Here is a 21,770-nt window from a genome sequence, read left to right on the forward strand (position 1 = left end):
TAAAGCGCTGATGCGACCTGAAAAAGCCTGACGAGAGGCGTGATCGTGGGGGAAATGGGCGACGCTCGCAGCCAGGCAGATTGCCCGGCGCGTCGCGAGGTTCAAGACAAAACGCAGGATAAACGGTAATCGCGATGATATCCGGGCAGCCCCCGTTTGTCCTCCTCGAGGGATGGACGATCGCCGACCGGCAGTATCGTGTCGATGGCGAGCATGTCGATCTGGCCACCCACCGGTTTGCTCAACGGTGGGTGCCCGCCGAAGCAGCAGCGGTGCCACAAAAAGAAAAACGCCCCGAAGGGCGTTTTTCAAGCGTCTCGGTGCAGCAGGGAACTCGCATTCCCCGCCCACTGGAATCGCTTAGAACTTGTGACGGATACCGACACGAACTGCCAGCTGCGTGCTCGCGCCTGCTGCGGGCAGGAAGCTGCTTGCGCTCGAACCGACCTGCGCCTGCAGGTCCGTGTTCTTCGCGGTCTTGCCCGAAGCTTGCTGATAAACGCCCAGCAGGTACACGTCGGTGCGCTTGCTCAGTGCGTAGTCGGCGCTGGCGTCGACCTGGTTCCAGTGACCGTTCGTCAGGTCCTTGGCTTGCATGTACGTGTAGCCCAGCGCGCCCGTCAATGCCGGCGTGAAGGCGTACTTGGCACCTGCTTCGTACGCGTTGAACGTCGTCATGTGACCCGTGATCTGCTCGATGTTCGTGTGCGTCCACAGCGCGTACATCGTTGCCGGTCCGATTGCGTAACGAGCGCCGACGCCAACCGTCGACAGATCCTTCGCCGTGCCCGGCAGTGCCGAGTTAGCGAGCGTCGTCGAGAAGGCCGGTGCTGCCGAGCCCGGGAAGCGGATGTCCGTGTACGCAGCGCCGATGCCGAACGGGCCGTTTGCGTAGTTCACGCCAAAGCTGTACGTTGCCGACGAACCGGTCGTGCCCGGCGCGCCTGCGAATGAACCTGCCTGGTTCGAGAAACCGTACATGCCGCCGAACGTCAGGCCTGCGAAGTTCGCGCTGCTGAACTTGACCGAGTTGTTGATACGGCTCGACGTGAGCTGGTCGATATCGTTGATGTGGAAGCCGTAGTTACCCGCGACGGTGTTGCCGCCGTTGGAGTACGAACCACCCAGATAGTCCGTCGAGAACGAGTACTGGCGGCCGAACGTCAGCGAGCCGATACCGTTTTGCGAGAGGCCGACGAAGGCTTGACGGCCGAACAGCGCGCCGCCTTGACCCAGTGCGCCCGTGCCCGAGTTAAAACCGTTTTCCAAGGTGAAGATTGCCTTCAGGCCACCACCGAGGTCTTCCGAACCACGCAGGCCGAAACGGCTGCCTTGAGCGACACCGTCGCCGTACTGATACAGATGCTGGGCGTTAGTGCCAGCATGGTTAGCATACGTGAAGCCGGCATCGATCAAGCCGTACAGCGTAACGCTGCTTTGTGCGTGAGCTGCGGATGCGAAGACGGCGAGAGTAGCGGCGGCCAATACTTTCTTGTTCAAGACTTTCTCCGATAAAAAATTGAGCAATCGCGACGCCGTGCTCTTGTGGCGTAGTCGTCCGATGGGCCGCAATTTAAGGGAATGCAGAGTAAGGTATGTGACAGCCTTGGTTATTTTTCGTATCTGTCGCGCCGGCGCGACACTCACATAGCATTACAAGTTGAAATGAAGCAAGGGCTGGTGCGCATAAGCTTTTTCGATTTTCTGCTTAAGCGAGCGCCTGAAAAAGCGATGGGTTCGGGGGCATCGGACCGCATGCGGCGATGCCCGTTTCGAGTCGGAGGAAGTGTCGGATTACATCGATACGCAGTTCGAAGGCGCGCTCGTTCCACGCCTTCCAGACTGCGCTCTGGCTGCCGCAGCCGGCGTTAGTTGCTCAGCAACGACCCGCTGCGGAAGGCCTTCGCACCGGCGATCCGCGCGAATTCGAGGCCGGCGGTCGCGAAGCGCGTCAGATGCCGCGCGTACAGCACGCCGGCGACGTTGCTCTTCAGCGTGACGACGCGATCGGTCAGCGGGTCGACGATATCGGCGATTTCCTGGCCGACGTCCACCCAGGTGCCCACTTCGCAGCGGTACACCAGCACGCCGCTCATGGGCGCGACGATCGGCTCGGCACCTGCCAGCGGCGTGGCGGCGAATTCGAGCGGCGGCAGCGGGGCGGCCGTCCCGTCGATCACGCCACGCGAGGTCAGGTATTCGATGATCGCTTGCGCGTCGCGCCCGGCGTACTCGTACGACACCTCGCGCTGGCCGCGTAGTTCGATGGTCACGGAGATCGAGCCGTTCGGAATCGGAAAACGCTCGCCGTAGCGGCCACGCAGATCCGACCAGCAGAAGCTGTGAATTTCGTCGAACGGATTGCCTACCGAATTGAGCGCCAGCAGCGAGGCCTTCGCATCCAGATAACGCGCGAGCGGCTCGACGTCCGGCCACAGGTCCGGGTTGGTGTAGAGGTGCATCGCGGCTTCCCAGTCGCAGTGCAGGTCGAGCACGACGTCGGCGTCGTACGAGAGTTTCTGCAAGGCGAGGCGTTGCGATTCGAGTTCGGTTTGCGGCGTTTGCGCGTGGAGCGCTTCGCGCATCGCGGTGCGGATCGCGGCGCGGTTGGCGTCGACGTTGTCGGTCAGGTGCGCCTCGATCACGGGCTCGACGAGCGCCGAAAGATCGTGGAAGTTGCGGTTGAAGTTCTGCGCTGTATTGGTTTCGAAGCGACCCGTCAGATGGCCGAGAAAATGCTGGTTCAGGCCGATCGGATTGGCCACCGGCACGATCACGACTTCGCCGCGGATCTTGCCGGCGGCTTCCAGCGCGGCGAGCTTGCGGCGCAATTCCCACGCCACCAGCATGCCGGGCAATTCGTCGGCATGCAGCGACGACTGGATGTAGATCTTCTGCCCGCCGCCGGGACCGTAGTGGAAACTCGTCAGGTTACGGGCGGTGCCGAGCGTCGGGGCAATCAGCGGATGGGTCTGGGTTTGCATGGTTTTCAAATCCGCGGCCAGATGAGGCGTGCCGCGCTATCTCGTTGATAACAGTGGGAAAACTTGGCCGATGGCCGGTCGGTGCGAGACCGCCGGGCAGCGCTTGCGAGGCGCTGCGATCGCACGATCTTAGCCGATATGATGCAAAGCGTGGTTTTGTGCGGCGCTACAAACGAAACGGGCTCCGCCACTGGCGGAGCCCGTTTCGTGCCGGCAGAAGGCGCGCAGTCAGACGCGCGCAGCCTGCCAGGTCGACTGCTTAGCTGCCGTACACGTCGAAGTCGAAGTACTTCTTCTCGAGCTTCTTGTACGTACCGTCCTTGATGATGTCGGCGATTGCCTTGTCGACCTTCGCCTTCAGATCGGTGTCTTCCTTGCGCATGCCGATGCCTGCGCCGTTGCCGAGCACCTTCTCGTCGACCAGATCCTTGCCGGCGAACTCATAGCCAGCACCGCGCGGCGTCTTCAGGAAACCGATTTCGGCTTCCACTGCGTCTTGCAGCGAAGCGTCGAGACGGCCCGACAGCAAGTCGGCGTAGACCTGATCCTGGTTCTGATACGGGACCACCTTGGCGCCCTTCGGCTCCCAGTAGGTCTTCGCGTAGGTTTCCTGGATCGTGCCCTGCTCGACGCCAACCGATTTGCCCTTCAGCGACTCAGGCGTCGGCATCACGCCCGAACCCTTCTTCGTGACGAGGCGCGTCGGCGTGTTGAACAGTTTCGACGAGAAAGCGACCTGCTCAGCGCGTTGCGGCGTCATGGACATCGACGACAGCACGCCGTCGAACTTCTTCGCCTTCAGAGCCGGAATCATGCCGTCGAAGTCGTTTTCCACCCACACGCATTTGGCCTTCAGGCGCGCGCAGATTTCATTGCCGAGGTCGATATCGAAGCCAACGAGCTTGCCGTCCGAGCCCTTCGACTCAAACGGGGGGTAGCTGGCGTCAACGCCGAAGCGGATGGTCGACCAATCTTTAGCGTGTGCGCCAATCGAGACGGTTGCAAGCAGAGCAACCGTCAAAGCCGCTAGCAGTTTTTTCACTGTTTAACTCCTCGGTGTAGTTCAAATACTCCCGCCTGCGGTTGTGCCACTGCGGGACGCCCGGCGCGACTCACGACGGGTCTTGGGTTGAAGCTGCCGGCCGGGGCGGCCAGCAGCGCGCGCCAAGCTTATCAGTTCAAAAATATTGGGTAGCTAGTGAAATACCGGATGGTTTTCGACGCTAGCTTCTAACGCCCGAATGTGGTGGGGTGCGGCGCCGCGATGTGCATTGCCTAAGGTTTGGTCAGCGAGCCGGCGCGAGCGGCATCGATCACGCCGCACCAGAGTGCGCCTTTGTCCATCGTTTGCGATTCCTGCAGGGTCATGCCGCTGCAGGCGCCGCGCTGGTCGAGTGTTTCGCGCTGCGTGCGCGCGAACGTGGCACGGTTCATCTCACCCTGAAGCCAACTGCCGAAGCCTGCTACGAGGGCGCCGACCAGCGCCAGCGACACCCACTCCGTTTTTCTCAAGCGCATTGTCTGTTTCTTTTTCGGTCTGCCGTCAGCCGCCGACGGCAGCCAGGGACGAGTCAGCGTTATCGGCACGAGTGCGGGCTTCTTTAATGACGCACGATTCAGCCCCATTTTGAAACTAATATTTAACAGCACCGATTACGAGTTATTACGGACGCCGGATTTCAAACGTTGAGCGGTAAATTAAAGATTCCGCATAAATTGCCGTTAAATACCGGGATGCCAGTTTGCCGCCCGATATTTGACTGGTTATTCTTTCTGATTCTGGCGCGAGTCAAACCCAAATTGCATTACTTGGCGCTATTATCGGTACTCCTCGGGCCAGCCATAGCCGGGTCGAGAGTATATCTGTCTGAAGAATGTCATCAAGCCACCACGTCCGCGGGGTTCATTGCGCATGTCTACGCTTGGGGAAACGGCTTTCTGCTAAACGGTGTCGTGTATGCACAAGATGTTGATGGCAGATGAGAGGCGCTGTTCCAAACGATTCTTTCCGGGGCGAATCGTGTTGGGATCGGCTCGCGCGTATACATCGCGTCGCGGCCGTTTTCACGCGTTTTTGACCTTGCTGATCGGCGTCGTGCTTTGCGGCGGCTTGTTATCGACGGCCGCTCACGCCGAGGGCAAAGTCCTGCGCGTGCTCGCATGGCCCGGTTATGCCGACGCCGACGTGGTGAAAGCCTTCGAGACGCGCTACCACGCCAAGGTAGAAGTCACGCTGGTCGACTCCGACGAAGCGCTCTGGGCGCAGATGCACGCCCAGCAAATCCCGCCGTTCGATGTGCTCGCCGCCAACACAGCGGAAATCCAGCGCTATACCCAGGCGAATCTGCTGGCGCCGCTCGATCTCGCCAGCTTGCCGAACACGAAGAAACAGTTGCCGCGCTTTCAGGCGTTGTCGTCGATCGGCGGTTTGACCTCGGCAGGCAAGGCCTACGCGATTCCCTTCACGTATTCGTCGATGGGCCTGATCTACGATCGCAAGCAGATCGCCGTCGCGCCGCGCTCCATGCGTGAGTTGTGGAATCCTCAATACCGCGGCAAGGTTCTCGACTTCAACAGCGCCCAGCATAATTTCTCGTTCACGGCGCTGGCGCTGGGCTACCCGCATCCGTTCCAGCTCGACGCGGTGCAGATGCGCACGATTGCCCGCAAGCTCGTCGATCTGCGCCGCAATCTGCTGACGTATTACACCTTGCCGGAAGAGGCCACCGCGTATTTCATCCAGCACAAGGTTGCCTTGATGTTCGGCAACTACGGCACGCAGCAGGTCGAGTTGCTGCGCCGTGCGGGCGCTGACGTCGGCTATGTGATTCCCGATGAAGGCGTGCTCGCGTGGCTGGACTGCTGGTCGATGACGCGTGCGGCAACCGATCAGCCGCTCGCGCTCGCGTGGATCAATTACATGCTCGAACCCGAGGTGAGCGCGTTGCTGACGCAGCGCCAGGGCCTCGCCAACACGTTGAGCGCGCCTGCGGAAAGCGGTGACCCGGCACACATCGTGTGGATCGGGCCGGTGGAAGACATTCAACGGCGCGAGGACCTGTGGGCCCGAATCGTGTCCGGAGACCGGCCGGAGCGCTTCTGATGATACGGCCAGGCCTTACCATCAAGTTATCCATTCTGCTCGCGTGCATCGGCGTGCTGGCGTCCGGCGCAACCGGCTATTACGCGTATCGCGCCAATCGCACGATGCTCGTGAACGAAGCCGGGCAGAGCCTGCTGACCTCGACCGAGTTGCTGGGCCAGCGCTTTTCCACCTCGATCGATGACGTCGGCGCCGACGCGCTCGTGCTCGCGAGCATGCCGTCCTCGGCGTTCGTCGTGCAGACCGACGACGGCATGGGGGCGAGCGAACCGCGCGAGCGGCTGGCGCAGGTCTACTCCAGCTTCATGGTTCATCACCCCGAGTACCTGCAGATCCGCTTGATTACGCGCGAGCATCATGGGCTCGAACTGATCCGCTTCGATCGCGACGCCGACGGCCTCGTGCGCGTGCAAGGCAGCAACCTGCAGGAAAAAGGTCAGTTTGCCTACGTGTTCGAGACGCTGGCGTTTTCACCGGGGCGCATCTACACGTCGCCGATCCTCGTCAATCACGAGTATGGCGCGCATTCCGCGGAAGGCAAGCCGACCTTGCGGCTCGGCACGCCGGTGGCGGACGCCAATGGCGTGGTGGAGGGCGTGATCGTGATCGACGTCGATCTGGCGGGCCTCTTCAAACGCTTGCGCGCCGATTTGCCGAGCGACTATCAGGTCTATCTGGCCAACGAGTGGGGCGATTTTCTGGTTCACCCCGATCCCTCCAAAGCTTTCGGCTTCGACCGGGGCCGGCGGGTTCTGATGCAGGACAGCTTCTCGGTCACCAGGCCGCTTTTCGAGCAGTCGCAAAGCGAAGTGGTGGTCAACGGACTGGTCAGGCGCAAGCAGGCGGCCGGTGAAGTGCTGTCGTTCGTACGCAGACCGTTCGGCGATATGGAAGGCAACCGCTTCATCGTGCTGGGTCTCGCGAGGCCGCTCCAGGACGTGTTGTCCGGCGCGCATCTGCTGGGCAGTCAGATCATCCGCATCGTCATGATTTTTAGCGTGTTGGGCTTGTTCCTCGCCGTGCTGTTCGCGCGCGCGCTCACCAAGCCGCTGCACATGCTCGCTTACGCGGCGACGCACCTGTTCGCCGCGCATGCGATGGAAACCCTGCCGCTCAAACGCACCGACGAGATCGGTGTGCTGGCGCGCTGTTTCGATCGTCTGCGCCGTGAAATCAAGTCGCAGATGGACGTGCTGCATGCCAAGCAGCGCGAGCTCGTGCATCTGGCCACCCACGACGTGCTGACCGGGCTGCCGAACCGCATGCTCTTCATGGAGAAGCTCGAGAACGCGATCGAGGAAGCCACGCGGCGTCAGGAAGGGCTTGCCGTGCTGTTCGTCGATCTCGACCGCTTCAAGCAGATCAATGACCAGTTCGGCCATTCCATCGGCGACAAGGTGCTGGCGGCCGTATCGCGGCGCCTGAAGCTGGTGCTGTGCTCGGCCGACGTGGTGGCGCGTCTCGGCGGCGACGAATTCATCGTGCTGATCGAGGGGCCGCGTTCGGCGGAGGTCGCTCTGGCGATCGCCTCGCGCATCGTGGACGCATTGAACGAACCGCTCCTGATGGACGGCCAGAGCATGACCGTGGGCGCGAGTATCGGCATCAGCCAGTTTCCCGACGACAGCGGCACCGCCGAGGAGCTTCTGCTCAATGCGGACGCGGCAATGTATGCGGCCAAGTCCGGTGGACGCTGCGCGTATCTGCGCTACCAGGACGTGCTGGAGGCACGTCGGCAAGGACAGGCGTCGCAAGCGCGCGCCCGTAACGACGAAGACACAACGCGCGGGCGCGAGGCCGAGCCGACCGCCTGAAGCCGGCGCAACGCTGACAGAAGCGCGTCGCTTCCTCCGATCTGGCGCAGGCCAAATAAACCGGCGGCGCGGATCGCGCTCGCCGCTCTTTATCGCTATCGAGCGGAAGGACGTCGATGTGTGCGCCGTCGAGGGAGGCGGCGCCAATGCGACCGCGTCCCTCCGCTGACGGGAAAGCGCTTAAACGATCCGTGCTCCGGCGCGATACGTTGCGCGCGGCACCGGTAGTTTGTCCATCATCGTCACGCGCACGAAATCCGCGCGCAAACCAATTTCGATCGCGCCGCGATCATGCAGGCCGGCCGTGCGCGCCGGCTCGGCGGAGACCGTCGCCATCGCGCGCGGCAGGGTCCAGCCGGCTTTGTCGACGAGTTCGAATACGGCGGTCATCAGACTCGACGGCACGTAATCCGACGACAGAATATCCAGCAGATCCGCCTTCGCCAGTTCGAGCGCCGACACGTTGCCCGAGTGCGAGCCGCCGCGCACGATGTTCGGCGCGCCCATGATGGTGGAAATGCCATGCTCGCGCGCGGCCTCGGCAGCCACGCGGGTGGTCGGGAATTCGGCGAGCACGATACCCTCGGCCTTGGCCTGTTCGACGTGTTCGACCAGTGTGTCGTCGTGGCTCGCCACCGGAATGCCGAGTTCCTTGCAGCGTGTGACGATCGCTTTGCGATGCGCATCGGCATAACGCTCCTGCTCGACCGACAGTTCCACCAGCGCGGTGGCAACGTGTTCATCGCTCAGTTTGCCGTTGCGCTCCTGGAAGCGGCGCCATTGCTCGCGGTCGTGCCACTGGCGTTGACCGGGCGTGTGATCCATCACCGAGGCGAGGCGCAGCAACGGATGCGAGCACAGCGTGTCGAATAGCTCGACCACGTCGGCGGTGGCAATCTCGCAGCGCAGATGCAGAAAGTGTTCGGCGCGCAGCAGCTTGCGCTCGGAGAAACGCGTGAGCGATGCGGCGCATTGCGTTTGCACGTCGCGGCCGCGCAGTCCGACATTCGAGCGCGAGCCGATGGCGAGCGCGTCGAATACGGTGGTGATGCCGGCGGCGGCTACCTGGGCGTCGTGAATCACGAAGGCGGCGTCGGTATTCCACTGCACGCCGGGACGCGGCGCCAGATGCTTCTCGAGATTGTCCGTGTGCAGTTCGATCAGACCGGGCAACAAATAGTCGCCGTCCCAATCTTCCGCATCGCGCGCGGAGGTCGTGCCGCGCTCGATATCGCGGATCACGCCGTCTTCGACGCGAACCGTACCGGTGAATACTTCGTCTCGCGTCACAACGCGAGCGTTCCTGATCAACATCGACTTGCTCCGTAGTCAGTCAGACTTGAAGGTTGCTGCTGGCTGTACCTGAGCCGGGCGTTTTATCAGCGCATGCCATGCGCGCCTGACATCAGTGTAGTGCGGTTTCGCTTTGCTCAGTGACGCAGCGGCGGCTTCAGTTCAAGGCGGCGCGTGGCGACCTTGTTGCGCGTATCTTCGTCGTGAAAAATGCCGACGATCGCAGCCCCCCGCTGGCGGGCCTCGACGATCAGATCGGCCACCACATCGCGGTTCTCCGCGTCGAGCGAGGCGGTCGGTTCGTCGAGCAGCAACAGCGGATGCTCCGCGATCAGGCCGCGCGCGATGTTCACGCGCTGTTGTTCGCCGCCGGAAAACGTGGCGGGCGCGAGCGTCCAGAGGCGCTCCGGCACATTCAGGCGGGCCAGCAGCGCGGCAGCGCGTTCATGCGCTTCGTCTTCGATCACGCCGCGCGACAGCAGGGGCTCGGCGACCAGCGTAAGCGTCGGTACGCGTGGAATCACGCGCAGAAACTGGCTCACGTAACCGACCACGCCACGGCGCAAACGCAGCACGTCGTGCGGTTCGGCGCCGGTGATCGACACGGCTTGCCCGTCGGAGGCCACGTCGCGAATCTCGATCGAGCCCGTGCTGGCCAGGTAGTTGCCGTACAGGCAGCGCAGCAGCGTGCTCTTGCCCGCGCCGGACGGCCCGACCAGCACGACACACTCGCCGCACTCCACGTCGAGCGAGACGCCTGCGAGCGCTTCGATCTGCACGCCGCCCTGGCCGTGCAGCGTAAAGGTCTTGCGGATCTCGACCGCGCGCAGCATCAGGGCCGGATTGTCGAGGAACACACGCGTGGCGTCGTGCGATGAACGGTTTGTTTCAATGGATCGCATGTGTGAGCCTCAAACCGGCAGAACCGAGGAAACCAGCGTTTGGGTGTACGGGTGCTGGGGATCGTCGAGCACCTGGTCCGTGAGACCCGCCTCGACCACTTCGCCGCCTTGCATGACCATCAGCCGATGCGCGAGCAGACGCGCCACACCGATATCGTGCGTGACGATCAGTACCGACAGATGCAGCGTGGACGTCAGCGTGCGCAACAGATCGAGCAAACGCGCCTGCACGGAAACGTCGAGACCGGCGGTGGGCTCGTCCATAAAGACGAGCCGCGGACCGGTGACGAGATTGCGCGCAATCTGCAAGCGTTGTTGCATGCCGCCCGAAAACGCCGAAGGAAATTCGTCGATGCGCGAGGCGTCCAGCTCGACGCGCTCCATCCACTGCGTGGCCACGCTGCGGATATCGCCATAGTGGCGCGCGCCGACGGCCATCAGCGGTTCGCCGATATTCGCGCCGGCGGACACGCCGCTGCGCAGGCCGTCGCGCGGATTCTGCTGCACGAAACCCCATTCGGTACGCATCAGCAAACGGCGGCGCGGTTCGGACAAGGCCAGCAGATCGAGCATGTCGCCATGCGTGGTGGTGTAATGCAGCGAGCCGCTGTCGGCTTCGTTTTTCAAGGCAAGCGTATTGAGCAGCGTGGTCTTGCCCGAACCCGATTCGCCGACGATGCACAGCACCTCGCCCGGGTAAAGATCGAAGCTGACGTTCCTGCAGCCGTTACGGCCGCCGTATTGTTTGGTGAGCGAGCGGGCGCTCAACAGCGGCGTCATACGGATTCTCCCTGGCTTGCTGTGGGCGACGGTTTCGCGAGTTTCAGGTCCTCGTCATCGCCGCGACGTTCGTGGCAGTAGTCGCTATCCGAACAGACGTACATGCGTGTGCCCGCGTCGTCGACGATCATTTCGTCGAGGAAGCTTTCGGTCGAGCCGCACAACGCACAGGCGTGTTCCCACTTCTGTATTTCGAAAGGGTGGTCGTCGAAGTCGAGACTGCGCACATGCGTGTACGGCGGAATCGCGTGAATGCGCCGCTCGCGGCCCGCGCCGAACAACTGCAATGCGGCGTTCATGTGCATCTTCGGATTGTCGAACTTCGGGATCGGCGAGGGCGACGCCAGATAGCGATGATTGACGATCACCGGATAATCGTAAGTCGTGGCGATGCTGCCGTGATGGACGATGTCTTCATACAGCTTCACGCTGATCAAACCGTAATCGGCGAGCGCGTGCAGCTTCTTGCATTCGGTGGCGCGCGGTTCCAGTCGATACAACGGTTCCGGCATCGGCACCTGGTACACCAGAATCTGCCTGTCGGTGAGCGGGGTTTCGGGAATGCGGTGACGCGTCTGGATGATCGTCGCGTCGACCGTGCGGCGCGTGGTGGCCACGCCGGTGGTGCGCGCGAAGAAGCGGCGGATGTTGACCGCGTTGGTAGTTTCGTCGGAGCCCTGATCGATCACTTTCAGCGTGTCGCTTTTGCCGATGATCGCGGAGGTCACCTGAATTCCGCCTGTGCCCCAGCCGAACGGCAGCGGCATTTCGCGCGAGGCGAACGGCACTTGATAACCCGGCACGGCCACCGCTTTCAGCAGCGCGCGGCGCAGCATGCGTTTGGTTTGCTCGTCGAGGTACGCGAAGTTGTAGCCGTCGGCGGCGCTGTCGTACGAGGCGGTGTTGAGGGAAAGGTCGGGCGCGTTCATGCTGCCTGCTCCTGCTGATCGTTGTCCTGGTCCGCGTCGCGCTGCGCAGCCTGAACGACGTGTTGCGCGCGCAGACGCCGCACGAGTTCGAGTTCGGACTGAAAGTCGACGTAGTGGGGCAACTTCAGATGCTGCACGAAGCCGGACGCTTCCACGTTGTCGCTATGCGAGAGCATGAATTCGATGTCCTGGGTCGGCGAGGCGAGCGTCTCGCCGAGTTCCTCGGCACGCAGCGCACGATCGACCAGCGCCATCGCCATCGCTTTACGCTCCGAGTGACCAAACGCAAGGCCGTAGCCTTGCGTGAAGGTCGGCGGCACCGCGCCGCTGCCGGCGAACTGGTTGATCATCTGGCATTCGGTCATGTCGATATCGCCGATTTCGACTGTCTCGCCCAGCTCGTCGAGTTCCATTTCGACCGCGATGGTGCCGAAGCGGATCTCACCGGCGAACGGATGCGAGTGCGCGTAACCGCGTTGCGTCGCGTAGCCCATCGCCAGCAGAAAGCCTTCGTCGCCGCGTGCGAGATTTTGCAAACGCGTGGCGCGACTCGCGGGAAACGCGAGCGGTTCACGCGACAGATCGCCGGGCTCGGATGCGATCGGCGTAGGACGTTCCTGTTCGATCAAACCTTCCTTGTCGAGCAGGCTCACCACGCGCGGCATGGCTTCGGCTTCGGGTGCGCCGGACTGGCTCGATCTGGCGCTGGGCGTTGTTGCTTCGCTGTCGCCGTGGCCTTCCGCGAGCAATGCAAAATCCAGCAGACGTTGCGTGTAATCGTAAGTCGCGCCGAGCAACTGGCCGCCGGGCACGTCCTTGAACGTCGCCGAGATGCGGCGCTCCACTTGCATGGCTTCCGTATCGATCGGTTGCGTATAGCCGAAACGCGGCAACGTGGTGCGATACGCGCGCAGCAGGAAGATCGCTTCGACCAGATCGCCGGCGGCCTGTTTGATTGCGAGCGCAGCGAGTTCCTCGTCGTAGACCGAGCCTTCGGTCATGACGCGCGCGACCGCGAGGCGCAATTGTTCGCGAATCTGCGCGACGCTCAGTTCGGCCAGCCGCGTGTCGCCGCGGCGTGCTTTGTCGAGCAGGCGCCACGACGCTTCGATCGCGCGTTCTCCACCCTTGACGGCAACGTACATCAGTTCACCTTTGCGTCAGTGGTGCGGGGCAGGCCGATCAATTCGGCGCCGCACACCAGGTAACAGTCGATGCCGCACGGGAAGAGCGGCGCGAGAGCAGCGCGTTCGCGCCAGAAACCCGGCGGCAGACCAACCGGCGCGATCGTCGTGCTGTGCTGGATGCCGGGGCCACTCAGGACGATCGGCGCGCCACCCGTGAAGGCTTCGACGCGGATCAGCAGCGTCACGGCTTGCTCGGGCGATTCGGCGATTCCTAGCGAGAAGCTGTCCAGCGAGGGCATGGCGCCGGCATCGTGGATGTAGCCGAAAGCAGCCTCGCCCGGTTCATCGACGAGCGGCGCACCCGTATGAAAGCGCACCGCCGAGCCGAGCGCCGCGTCGGGCTGTGCGAGCCAGACCGGCGTGGCGTAGTCGCACAGCGCCAGCAGCGCGGCAAAGGCCGCGAGGTCCGCACGCGTGGCCCGCACGTCGGGCAACAGGTTTTCGATCGTGCCGACCGTGCCCGGCCGCGACAGCGTGTCGAGCAGTGTGCGAAAGACCGCCTGCGTATCGTGGACCGGGTCTGCGAAACCCGGTGTCAATGTAGACAATGCAATCTGCGAGTTTTCCATCAGTCGCCCCGGACCATCGTGAAGAATTCGACGCGCGTGGCTGCCGCGTCCTGACGTTGCGCGTCGCGTTGCACGGCTTGCTGCGCGGCAAACGGTTCGATCAACTGCTGATGCAAAGCCGCGTGATGCTCGGGTATTTGCAGCAGTGCATCTACCAACGCAGCGAGTTCGGCGCGGCGGCGATCGCGGCCCAGATGACAGGCCACGCCGACCGCGGCCGCCTCACCCGCAGCTCGCAGGCGCAAGGTGGCGCGGGTGACGGTGGCTTCGCCGAGATTGAACGGGTCGCCGCTGCCGCCGACACGGCCGCGCACCATCGCGAGGCCGATTTCAGGCGGGCGCAGCCAGTCATAGGCCGGAGCGGGCAGGCCGCGCAGTGCGCGTTCGAGCGCGGCTTCGAGGTCGGCGCGCGACGTGCGGGCCAGCACGGCCATCCATGCACGCCGGGCCGATGACGCCGGGGCAGAGGAAGGCGAGGCGGAAGAGGCACTCATCGAGGTTTCCCGGTTGATCCAGCGAGTAGACATTTGAGCATCTATTCATCTAAACGTCTAGACGTTTAAAGGTATGCTTGTCGAGCGTTGCTGCGCATGGCGCCGTTTCACATTTCCATCACGGCTCGCGCACTACAATGCACGTCATAGCGAGAATTTGAACCCAAAGGAATGACAGCACCATGACATCGAACGACAACGCGACGCCGGGCACTCTGCTCGAACGCGGCGCGGGCGTTGCCGTCTGGCGGCAGATCGAGCAGATCCTGGCGGCGGAGATCGCCGCCAGCGGTTTCGGCGAGGAGGGGCGCTTGCCGAGCGAGGGCGAACTGGCCAAACGTTTCGACGTGAACCGCCACACTGTGCGCCGGGCCATGCTGGGCCTGGCGGCGTTGGGCCTCGTCAGCGTCGAGCAGGGGCGCGGCACCTTCGTGCAGCCCGGCGCGATCGACTACTCGATTGGGCGTCGCACGCGCTTTACAGAAAACTTGCGCCGGCAACAGCAACCGGCGGCGGGCATGATGTTGTCGGCCGCTCGGGTCAAGGCCGAGCCGAATGTCGCGAAGGCGCTCGCTCTGCGCGCCGGTGCCTCGGTTTACCGGATCGAGACGATGCATGAATCCGATGGCGTGCCGCTGACGTTCGCTCGCAACTGGTATCCCGCCGCGCGTTTCGCGAACCTGCCGGAAGTGGTGGAGCGTACCGGCGGCGTCACCAAGGCGATGGCCGAACTGGGGGTGACCGATTATCTGCGCAAGTGGAGCCGGATCGGCAGCGTGCTGCCCGAACCGGAAGTCGCACGGCGTCTGAATATCAACCGTCAGCAGCCGGTGCTGTGGGTCGAAAACGTCGATGTCGATCTGCAAGGCACACCGGTGAAATACGGCTTCACGCATTTCGCGGCGGATCGCGTGCAGTTGCTGGTGGAGCACGACCTGTGAGCGGCGTGCAATGGGACGACGCGGCGCGCTTTGCGGTGTATTACGCGCCATCGCGTGAGTCGGCATGGTGGCGCGCTGGCTCGGCATGGCTCGGGCGCGATGCGCAGAGCGGCGAGCGCTGTACGGCGCCGCAGCCGCCGGGGCTGTTACGTCCGTTGAACGAATTGACCGAAGCGCCGCGCCGCTATGGTTGGCACGGCACGCTGGTCGCGCCGTTCCGTCTCGCCGACAGCGTGACGCAAGACGACTTGCTGCACGCAACGCACACATGGGCGATCCGGCAAAGCGCTTTTGCCTTGCCGGTGGAAGCCGCCACGCTCGGCGATTTCGTCGCGCTGCGTCCCGCCGACGCACAGGGTGAAGCGGCCATTCGCGCCGTCGCCACGAGTGCCTTGCAAAGCCTCGACACGTTGCGTGCGAAACCCGCCGCCGCCGATCTCGCGCGTCGGCTTGCCGCGCCACTGAGCGAACGGCAACGCGCGTTGCTGATCGAATGGGGCTATCCGTACGTGTTCGATGAGTTCCGCTTTCACATGACGCTATCCAGCTCGCTCGCTGACGCTGAGGAGCGTGCGCTACTGGTTGCCTGGTGGCAGGCGCACACTCCCGCGCTCGGGCCGCTCGCAATCGATCACGCCGCGCTCTTCGTCGAGCCGGCGCCGGGCGAGCCGTTCGTGCTCTGGCAGCGCGTGTCCTTCAAGACCGATGAGGTGCAATGAGCATGGCAGGCCGGTTGATCTATGTAATGGGGCCGTCCGGCGCGGGCAAGGATTCCTTGCTGGTGTTTGCGCGGCGGCATCTGATGGGCGAGCCGATTCTGTTCGCGCATCGCTACATCACGCGCCCGAGCGGTAACGGCGAAGAGCACGTCGCGCTGAGTGTCGAGGAATTCGCCGCGCGCTCCGTGCTCGGACTGTTCGCGCTGCAATGGGCCAGTCACTCGTTGCATTACGGCATCGGCATCGAACTCGATGCATGGCTCGCGCGCGGTTGCACCGTGGTCGTCAACGGTTCGCGTCAGCATTTGCAGCATACGTTGCAGCGTTATCCCAACACGGAAGTCGTGCACGTGGACGCCGCACCGCATATTCTCGAAGCGCGTCTCGGCGCGCGGGCACGCGAATCGGCGGAGCAGGTCGCGGCGCGGCTCGCACGGCGCGCACCGTTTTCGTTGCCCGAGGGCGTTCGCTGCACGACGATCGACAACTCCGGTTTGCTCGATGACGCCGGCCACGCATTGATCGCGTTTCTGAAGGCAGAAGCCAATGTTTGACCCGCGCCCGGCTGGTCGGGTCAGGCGGCGCTCATCCGCTCCCGGGTCGCTTCCTGCAGGCACGCCACGAACTGCAGCACGGCGGGCGTGGGCAGCAGATCGCGCCGCGAAATGATGCTGAGATCGTAGTTCGGCAGCGCCTCTTCGATCTGCGCCACGCGTATGCCGAGCGGCGCAACCATTTGCGCAAGCGGCCTCGTGAAGCAGCCGATCACATCGGTTTGCGACACCAGCCCGAGCGTCACCGCGAACGACGAGGGCGCGCGCACCAACCGCTTCGGCACCGGCAAGCCGTGGGCGTTGAACATCGCCATCATCACGCTGTGCGGGAAGTGATCCGCGCCCACGGTCACGATCCACTCGGCGTCGAGCAACTCATGCAGGCGCGTGACGTTCGCCAGCGGATGCCCCGCCCGCATTGCGACGACGAATTGCGTCGAATAAAGCGGCGCTTGCACCAGATCGCTGTCGAGTGCCTGCACGTGATGAATCGCCGCGATATCCAGCGCGCCGTTGCGCAAGCGTGCCACCGCGTCCGGTATCGTCACCTCTTCCAGATGCAGATTCACCAGCGGCATCACGCGACGAAACTTCGACACCGCATGCGGCAACGCCGTGAGCGCGATCGACGGCATGGTGCCGACGCTGACCTTGCCGGCCAGTTCTCCCTTCACCTGTTCCACAGCTTCGACCGTGCGCCGCATGTCGCCGAGCAACTGCTCGGCGCGCGGCAGCAGCGCGAGGCCGCACGCCGTCAATTCGATGCCGCGTACGCTGCGCACCATCAACTCCGCATTCAGCGCGCTTTCGAGCTCACGGATCGTATGCGTGACGGCCGGTTGCGTCACGCCGAGTTCGCGCGCGGCCGCGCGTAGGCTGCGATGATGGGCGGCGGCGACGAACGCCTGCAACTGCTGCAGCTTCATGAGGGTAATCCCGTATATAACGATTGTTAATCGGGGTGAAAAAAACAGCATCTTATTCGAACAAAACGGCGTAGCTATAGTGCTCGTCTGTTTGCCGCATTTTCATGCGGTCCGAATCCATGGAGCCAATCAAGATGAGCGAAGCCGCGCGTTTCACCGAAGTGTCCGACCTGGCGCCTGCCGCCGACAGCCTGCGCGAGATTCGCCATCACATCCATCACCATCCGGAACTGGCCTACGAGGAAGTGCAAACCGGCGCGCTGGTCGCCGAAAAACTCGAGCAGTGGGGCTGGCAGGTCACGCGCGGCGTGGGCAAAACCGGCGTGGTGGGTACGCTCAAAGTAGGCGACGGCCAACGCAGCATCGGCATTCGCGCCGACATGGACGCCTTGCCGATCATCGAGCAGACCGGCCTGCCGTATGCGAGCGGCACGCACGGCAAGATGCATGCTTGCGGCCACGACGGCCACACGACCATGCTGCTCGGCGCCGCGCAACGACTCGCGGCCACGCGTAATTTTTCGGGCACGGTGCATCTGTATTTCCAGCCGGCCGAAGAGAGCGGCATCGATAGCGGCGCCATGAAGATGATCAACGACGGCCTGTTCGAGCGCTTTCCGTGCGACGCCGTGTTCGGCGTGCACAACCATCCCGGCGCGGAGCCTGGCGTGCTGCTGTTCCGCAAGGGACCGTTCATGTCGGCGGGCGACAAGGCGATCATCACGATCGAAGGCGTCGGCGGCCACGCGGCGCGTCCGCATCTGACGGTCGATCCGGTGGTGGTGGCGGCCAGCATCGTGATGGCCTTGCAGACGATCGTCGCGCGTAACGTCGATCCGTCGCAACCGGCGGTCGTGACGGTCGGCTCGATGCACGCGGGCACCGCTAATAACGTGATTTCGAGCAGCGCGAAACTCGAGCTGAGCGTGCGTTCGTTCAGCCCCGAAGTGCGCGCCCTGCTGAAGAAGCGCATTACCGAACTCGCCGAAAGCCAGGCCGCGAGCTATGGCGGCAAGGCGGTGGTGGAGTACATCGAAGGCTATCCGGTGGTAGTCAACTCGGATGCCGAAACCGACTTCGCGGTGGACGTGGCGCGCGAACTGGTCGGCGACGACAAGGTGGTCGCGCAAACCGACATCCTGATGGGCAGCGAGGACTTTGCGTTCATGCTGCAGAAGCGACCGGGCACGTTCCTGCGGATCGGCAACGGCGCGGGCGAGGACGGCTGCATGGTGCACAACCCGCATTACGACTTCAACGACCGCAATCTGCCGGTCGGCGCGGCATTCTGGACGCGGCTGGTGGAGCGTTATCTGGGGCAATGAGCTTACCGGGGCGCTAGCAGTCGCCACGAGCCCTGGTGACGAACCGCTGCCGGACAATCATAACGACGAGGAAGACCCGCCATGAACGCCACGACCGATGCCGATGCGAGCCACGCCGCCGCCGTCGCCCGAACCACCAGCCGCGGCGCGATTGCCGCCGCGGTGATCGGCAACTGGCTCGAGTTCTTCGATTTCACCGTGTACGGTTTTTTTGCCGTGATCATCGGCAAGCTGTATTTTCCTTCGGCGGATGCGACGACGTCGTTGCTGTTGTCGGTGGCGACTTTCGCGGCGGGTTTCATCACGCGGCCGCTCGGCAGTGTGATGCTCGGCGTCTACGCGGACCGCAAGGGGCGCAAGGCCGCGCTCAATCTGACCATCATGCTGATGGCGGCGAGCACGGGGCTGATCGCCATCGTGCCGACCTATGCGCAGATCGGCCTCGCGGCGCCGCTGCTGATCGTGCTCGCGCGGCTCGTTCAGGGCTTCTCGCAAGGCGGTGAGTTCGGCGCGGCCACATCCACGCTGCTGGAACAGGGCGGCGGCACACGACGCGGTTTTCGCGCGAGCTGGCAACTGGCGACTCAAGGTGGCGCGGCATTGATGGGGTCGGGCATCGCCGCTGCATTGTCGGCCGCGTTGCCGAAGGAGTCGCTGGAAAGCTGGGGCTGGCGCATTCCGTTTCTGATCGGCGTATTGATCGCGCCGGTCGGCATGTACCTGCGCCGCCGTCTCGCCGACGACGCCTCCAGTGCACACAGCCATGCCATCGAACGCGGCGTGCTGCATGAGCTCTTTACGCAGCATCTGCGCACCTTGCTGCTGATCACACTGACGGTGATGGGCGGCACGGTGTCCACCTACATCCTGACCTTTTACATGCCGACCTACGCGATCCACACGCTCGGCCTGCCGATGTCGCTGTCGATGCTGGTCGGCGTCGCCTCGGGCTTCGTCATGCTGGTGACGTGCCCGCTGTTCGGCATGCTGTCGGATCGTATCGGTAGCCGCAAGCGGCCGATTCTGTTCGGGCGCGGCGTGCTGGTGCTGCTGCTGTTTCCGGCCTTCGTGCTGATCAACCGCTTTCCGCAGTTGCCCGTGATCATGTCGCTGACTGCGCTGATGCTGTTGTTCTATTCGATGGGCTCGGCGTCGGAGTTCGCCTTGATGTGCGAGTCGTTTCCGCGGCGCGTGCGTGCCACCGGTATTTCGATCGCCTATGCATTGAGCGTGTGCCTGTTCGGCGGGACGGCGCAACTGGTCGCGACATGGCTTATCAAGCTGACCGGCAGCAAGCTGGCGCCGGCCGGCTATGTAGCGACGTGCGTGGTGGTGTCGCTGATCGCGGTGTCGATGCTGAAGGAAACGGCGGATAAGCCGATAGATTGAACGATCCGACTTGCAGGAAAGTGCGCGAAGCGGGCGCCGTCATCGCCGGACGCCCGTTATCGCTTATCCGCGTCGCGCCACCATCTCCGACACGGTTTGCGCCGCGTTTTGCAGCGGCTCGAGAAATGCCTTCACCATCTGTTTGGCTGAATTGCGCTGCGCATTGCCGCTGATGTTCATCGCGGCGATCACGCGCCCCTGACGATTGCGGATCGGCGCGGACAGCGAGATCAGCCCGCCCTCCAGTTCCTGATCGACGATCGCCCAGCCCTGGCGACGCACTTGCGCGATCACCTTCTTCAACTCCTCCTTGTCGGTCACGGTGCGCGCGGTATGCGCATAGAGCGGAGCCGAACTGAGGGTCGCTTCGAGCGTTTCGTCGTCGAGCGCCGACAACAGCACGCGGCCCATCGACGTGCAATACGCCGGCAAGCGACTGCCGATCGACAGGTTGATCGTCATGATCTTATGGGTCGGCACGCGCAGCACGTAGACGATCTCGGTGCGATCGAGCACGGCCGCCGAGCAGCTTTCGTGCACCTCGGCCGACAACTGTTCCATCACCGGCTCGGCGAGGTTCCAGAACGGCATCGAAGTCAGATAGGCGAAGCCGAGGTCGAGAATCTTCGGCGTGAGGCGGAACAGGCGGCCTTCGGCTTCCACGTAGCCGAGCGTCTGCAAGGTCAACAGAATGCGGCGCGCGCCGGCGCGGGTGAGCCCGGTAGCGGCGGCGACATCGGTCAGTGTCTGTTCGGGGCGCGTGGCGTCGAACGCGCGAATGACCGCAAGGCCGCGTGCGAACGACTGCACATACGAATCGCCCGGTTTCTCCGGGGCGGTTTCGTCGCTGACGGGAGCGGCGGAAGACGGCGGCAGGGCTTTGCTCATGGACCTTGAAAGTGCGTTCGAGGAGGCAACGGACGACGCTCGCGCGTGTTCGCCCGGCGCGATGCGCTAAAGGCGTGACGATAGCTCAAGCCTTCTGTTTCGCCAACTTTGCGGCGTTTGCTCAAAAAAATCAGGGTTAGCATGGATGCCGGCCATCTGCCAAATTTGTATGATGACCCGACAACATGATTCGCTGACGTCCCACCGAGGCACGCATGTTTGAAAAGATCCCGGCTCGGGCGTTGAGCGACACCGTGGCCCAGCAACTCCTCAAGCAGATCGACAAAGGCACCTTCGAGCGCGGCGGCAAATTGCCGACCGAGGCGGTCCTCGCGCAGCAGTTCGGGGTCAGCCGCACGGTGATCCGCGAGGCGATTTCACGTCTGAAGAACGAGGGCGTAGTCGAGCCGCGCCAGGGCAGCGGCGTATTCATCGCCGCGCACGGCGCGATCCGGCCGCTGCGGATCGATTACGCGGACGTGGCCGAAGCGGGCTCCGTGCTGCAGATTCTCGCGCTGCGGCGGGCCATCGAGGCCGAAGTCGCGTCGGAAGCGGCGCTGCGGCGCAGCGCCGCCGACATGACGGCGATCGACGCCGCCCTCGCGAGGATCGACGCAGCGGCGGCGCACGGCGAGGACGGTGTCGCCGAAGACGTCGCGTTTCATCGTGTCATCGCCGCGGCCACTGGCAATCCGTATTTCCTCAAGACACTCACATTCCTCAATCAATACCTTGAAGCCGGCACCCTGGTGACCCGGCGCAACGAGGCGTTGCGGGAGGATTTTTCGCGCCAGGTGCGCGACGAGCACGCGGCGATCGTCGCGGCGATCCGCGCGGGCGACCCGGCGGCGGCGCGCGAGGCAGCGAGCACGCATATGAACAACGCGGCGCGGCGGCTCGCGGAAGCAGGGATTGTCTGAGCCGGATGGCATCGAGCCGGGGCGAAGCGCTTGCAACGAGGCGTTCCGGCTAA

The 21,770-nt window shown here is 63.5% G+C and carries 21 protein-coding genes; 8 read left to right on the top strand and 13 right to left on the bottom strand.

Annotation, left to right across the window (positions count from 1 at the left end; translation table 11 throughout):
* Positions 1-360: 360 nt before the first annotated feature.
* From FQ705_RS31495 to FQ705_RS31510, 4 genes are all read right to left on the bottom strand, one after another.
* Positions 361-1,500 (bottom strand): porin, encoded by a 1,140-nt coding sequence (locus FQ705_RS31495; RefSeq protein ID WP_144148519.1) that lies wholly within the window; start codon positions 1,498-1,500, stop codon positions 361-363.
* A 368-nt stretch (positions 1,501-1,868) separates the two neighbouring features.
* On the bottom strand, positions 1,869-2,984 hold the full coding sequence (locus tag FQ705_RS31500; protein WP_144148521.1) for a succinylglutamate desuccinylase/aspartoacylase family protein: 1,116 nt from the start codon (positions 2,982-2,984) through the stop codon (positions 1,869-1,871).
* Between the two features lie 259 nt (positions 2,985-3,243).
* The gene (locus tag FQ705_RS31505; RefSeq protein WP_144148523.1) at positions 3,244-4,026 is read right to left on the bottom strand and encodes an ABC transporter substrate-binding protein; all 783 of its coding nucleotides are present in this window, start codon (positions 4,024-4,026) and stop codon (positions 3,244-3,246) included.
* 233 nt (positions 4,027-4,259) lie between these two features.
* A complete protein-coding gene (locus tag FQ705_RS31510; RefSeq protein ID WP_144148525.1) occupies positions 4,260-4,502 on the bottom strand; it encodes a hypothetical protein in 243 nt (80 codons plus the stop codon).
* A 439-nt stretch (positions 4,503-4,941) separates the two neighbouring features.
* Here FQ705_RS31510 and FQ705_RS31515 point away from each other — a divergent pair, with 439 nt between their 5' ends.
* Both FQ705_RS31515 and FQ705_RS31520 read left to right on the top strand, forming a co-directional pair.
* On the top strand, positions 4,942-6,087 hold the full coding sequence (locus tag FQ705_RS31515) for a PotD/PotF family extracellular solute-binding protein (RefSeq protein ID WP_260854678.1): 1,146 nt from the start codon (positions 4,942-4,944) through the stop codon (positions 6,085-6,087).
* A complete protein-coding gene (locus FQ705_RS31520) occupies positions 6,087-7,901 on the top strand; it encodes a sensor domain-containing diguanylate cyclase (protein ID WP_144148527.1) in 1,815 nt (604 codons plus the stop codon). The genes FQ705_RS31515 and FQ705_RS31520 overlap by 1 nt, the downstream gene beginning before the upstream one ends.
* A gap of 180 nt (positions 7,902-8,081) precedes the next feature.
* Here FQ705_RS31520 and FQ705_RS31525 read toward each other — a convergent pair whose 3' ends face one another.
* From FQ705_RS31525 to phnG, 7 genes are all read right to left on the bottom strand, one after another.
* Positions 8,082-9,215 (bottom strand): alpha-D-ribose 1-methylphosphonate 5-triphosphate diphosphatase, encoded by a 1,134-nt coding sequence (locus FQ705_RS31525; RefSeq protein WP_144148529.1) that lies wholly within the window; start codon positions 9,213-9,215, stop codon positions 8,082-8,084.
* Positions 9,216-9,331: 116 nt separating this feature from the next.
* A complete protein-coding gene (gene phnL / locus FQ705_RS31530) occupies positions 9,332-10,096 on the bottom strand; it encodes a phosphonate C-P lyase system protein PhnL (protein ID WP_144148531.1) in 765 nt (254 codons plus the stop codon).
* A gap of 9 nt (positions 10,097-10,105) precedes the next feature.
* Positions 10,106-10,876 carry a phosphonate C-P lyase system protein PhnK gene (gene phnK / locus FQ705_RS31535; RefSeq protein ID WP_144148533.1) on the bottom strand — a complete coding sequence of 257 codons (771 nt, stop codon included), beginning with the start codon at positions 10,874-10,876 and terminating at the stop codon, positions 10,106-10,108.
* Positions 10,873-11,805: an alpha-D-ribose 1-methylphosphonate 5-phosphate C-P-lyase PhnJ gene (locus tag FQ705_RS31540; protein ID WP_144148535.1), complete on the bottom strand. Its 933-nt coding sequence runs from the start codon at positions 11,803-11,805 to the stop codon at positions 10,873-10,875. The genes phnK and FQ705_RS31540 overlap by 4 nt, the downstream gene beginning before the upstream one ends.
* Positions 11,802-12,950 carry a carbon-phosphorus lyase complex subunit PhnI gene (locus tag FQ705_RS31545; RefSeq protein WP_144148537.1) on the bottom strand — a complete coding sequence of 383 codons (1,149 nt, stop codon included), beginning with the start codon at positions 12,948-12,950 and terminating at the stop codon, positions 11,802-11,804. Before FQ705_RS31545 ends, FQ705_RS31540 begins: the two co-directional genes overlap by 4 nt.
* Positions 12,950-13,561: a phosphonate C-P lyase system protein PhnH gene (phnH, locus tag FQ705_RS31550; RefSeq protein ID WP_144148539.1), complete on the bottom strand. Its 612-nt coding sequence runs from the start codon at positions 13,559-13,561 to the stop codon at positions 12,950-12,952. The genes FQ705_RS31545 and phnH overlap by 1 nt, the downstream gene beginning before the upstream one ends.
* Positions 13,561-14,055, bottom strand: coding sequence for a phosphonate C-P lyase system protein PhnG (phnG, locus tag FQ705_RS31555; RefSeq protein WP_144148541.1), 495 nt, complete (start codon positions 14,053-14,055; stop codon positions 13,561-13,563). Before phnG ends, phnH begins: the two co-directional genes overlap by 1 nt.
* 182 nt (positions 14,056-14,237) lie before the next feature.
* On the opposite strand from phnG, the gene phnF reads away from it, so the two are divergent.
* From phnF to phnN, 3 genes are read left to right on the top strand one after another with little or no spacing between them, the layout of a single operon-like run.
* The gene (gene phnF, locus FQ705_RS31560; protein WP_144148543.1) at positions 14,238-14,996 is read left to right on the top strand and encodes a phosphonate metabolism transcriptional regulator PhnF; all 759 of its coding nucleotides are present in this window, start codon (positions 14,238-14,240) and stop codon (positions 14,994-14,996) included.
* On the top strand, positions 14,993-15,715 hold the full coding sequence (locus tag FQ705_RS31565) for a DUF1045 domain-containing protein (protein WP_144148545.1): 723 nt from the start codon (positions 14,993-14,995) through the stop codon (positions 15,713-15,715). The genes phnF and FQ705_RS31565 overlap by 4 nt, the downstream gene beginning before the upstream one ends.
* 2 nt (positions 15,716-15,717) lie before the next feature.
* A complete protein-coding gene (gene phnN, locus FQ705_RS31570) occupies positions 15,718-16,269 on the top strand; it encodes a phosphonate metabolism protein/1,5-bisphosphokinase (PRPP-forming) PhnN (protein WP_144148926.1) in 552 nt (183 codons plus the stop codon).
* A 20-nt stretch (positions 16,270-16,289) separates the two neighbouring features.
* Here phnN and FQ705_RS31575 read toward each other — a convergent pair whose 3' ends face one another.
* Complete coding sequence (locus FQ705_RS31575; RefSeq protein WP_144148547.1) at positions 16,290-17,195, bottom strand: LysR family transcriptional regulator; 906 nt, start codon at positions 17,193-17,195, stop codon at positions 16,290-16,292.
* A 134-nt stretch (positions 17,196-17,329) separates the two neighbouring features.
* Here FQ705_RS31575 and FQ705_RS31580 point away from each other — a divergent pair, with 134 nt between their 5' ends.
* On the top strand, positions 17,330-18,520 hold the full coding sequence (locus FQ705_RS31580; RefSeq protein ID WP_144148549.1) for a M20 aminoacylase family protein: 1,191 nt from the start codon (positions 17,330-17,332) through the stop codon (positions 18,518-18,520).
* 81 nt (positions 18,521-18,601) lie between these two features.
* A complete protein-coding gene (locus tag FQ705_RS31585; protein ID WP_144148551.1) occupies positions 18,602-19,909 on the top strand; it encodes an MFS transporter in 1,308 nt (435 codons plus the stop codon).
* Positions 19,910-19,972: 63 nt separating this feature from the next.
* Here the strand turns inward: FQ705_RS31585 and FQ705_RS31590 are convergent, their stop codons facing one another.
* Positions 19,973-20,797, bottom strand: a complete 825-nt coding sequence (locus FQ705_RS31590) for an IclR family transcriptional regulator (protein WP_144148553.1) — start codon at positions 20,795-20,797, stop codon at positions 19,973-19,975.
* Between the two features lie 215 nt (positions 20,798-21,012).
* Between FQ705_RS31590 and FQ705_RS31595 the strand changes: the two genes are divergently transcribed.
* A complete protein-coding gene (locus FQ705_RS31595; protein WP_144148555.1) occupies positions 21,013-21,717 on the top strand; it encodes a FadR/GntR family transcriptional regulator in 705 nt (234 codons plus the stop codon).
* Positions 21,718-21,770: the final 53 nt, after the last annotated feature.

This window comes from Paraburkholderia sp. BCC1884 (assembly GCF_900996225.1).
GTDB lineage: Bacteria > Pseudomonadota > Gammaproteobacteria > Burkholderiales > Burkholderiaceae > Paraburkholderia.

Bases quoted from the DNA above. Each gene is read 5' to 3' on its own strand.
- FQ705_RS31500 (WP_144148521.1), bottom strand. From the start codon at position 2,984: ATGCAAACCCAGACCCATCCGCTGATTGCCCCGACGCTCGGCACCGCC.
- FQ705_RS31510 (WP_144148525.1), bottom strand. From the start codon at position 4,502: ATGCGCTTGAGAAAAACGGAGTGGGTGTCGCTGGCGCTGGTCGGCGCC.
- FQ705_RS31515 (WP_260854678.1), top strand. From the start codon at position 4,942: ATGCACAAGATGTTGATGGCAGATGAGAGGCGCTGTTCCAAACGATTC.
- FQ705_RS31520 (WP_144148527.1), top strand. From the start codon at position 6,087: ATGATACGGCCAGGCCTTACCATCAAGTTATCCATTCTGCTCGCGTGC.
- FQ705_RS31525 (WP_144148529.1), bottom strand. From the start codon at position 9,215: ATGTTGATCAGGAACGCTCGCGTTGTGACGCGAGACGAAGTATTCACC.
- phnL (WP_144148531.1), bottom strand. From the start codon at position 10,096: ATGCGATCCATTGAAACAAACCGTTCATCGCACGACGCCACGCGTGTG.
- phnK (WP_144148533.1), bottom strand. From the start codon at position 10,876: ATGACGCCGCTGTTGAGCGCCCGCTCGCTCACCAAACAATACGGCGGC.
- FQ705_RS31540 (WP_144148535.1), bottom strand. From the start codon at position 11,805: ATGAACGCGCCCGACCTTTCCCTCAACACCGCCTCGTACGACAGCGCC.
- FQ705_RS31545 (WP_144148537.1), bottom strand. From the start codon at position 12,950: ATGTACGTTGCCGTCAAGGGTGGAGAACGCGCGATCGAAGCGTCGTGG.
- phnH (WP_144148539.1), bottom strand. From the start codon at position 13,561: ATGGAAAACTCGCAGATTGCATTGTCTACATTGACACCGGGTTTCGCA.
- phnG (WP_144148541.1), bottom strand. From the start codon at position 14,055: ATGAGTGCCTCTTCCGCCTCGCCTTCCTCTGCCCCGGCGTCATCGGCC.
- phnF (WP_144148543.1), top strand. From the start codon at position 14,238: ATGACATCGAACGACAACGCGACGCCGGGCACTCTGCTCGAACGCGGC.
- phnN (WP_144148926.1), top strand. From the start codon at position 15,718: ATGGCAGGCCGGTTGATCTATGTAATGGGGCCGTCCGGCGCGGGCAAG.
- FQ705_RS31575 (WP_144148547.1), bottom strand. From the start codon at position 17,195: ATGAAGCTGCAGCAGTTGCAGGCGTTCGTCGCCGCCGCCCATCATCGC.
- FQ705_RS31580 (WP_144148549.1), top strand. From the start codon at position 17,330: ATGAGCGAAGCCGCGCGTTTCACCGAAGTGTCCGACCTGGCGCCTGCC.
- FQ705_RS31585 (WP_144148551.1), top strand. From the start codon at position 18,602: ATGAACGCCACGACCGATGCCGATGCGAGCCACGCCGCCGCCGTCGCC.
- FQ705_RS31590 (WP_144148553.1), bottom strand. From the start codon at position 20,797: ATGAGCAAAGCCCTGCCGCCGTCTTCCGCCGCTCCCGTCAGCGACGAA.
- FQ705_RS31595 (WP_144148555.1), top strand. From the start codon at position 21,013: ATGTTTGAAAAGATCCCGGCTCGGGCGTTGAGCGACACCGTGGCCCAG.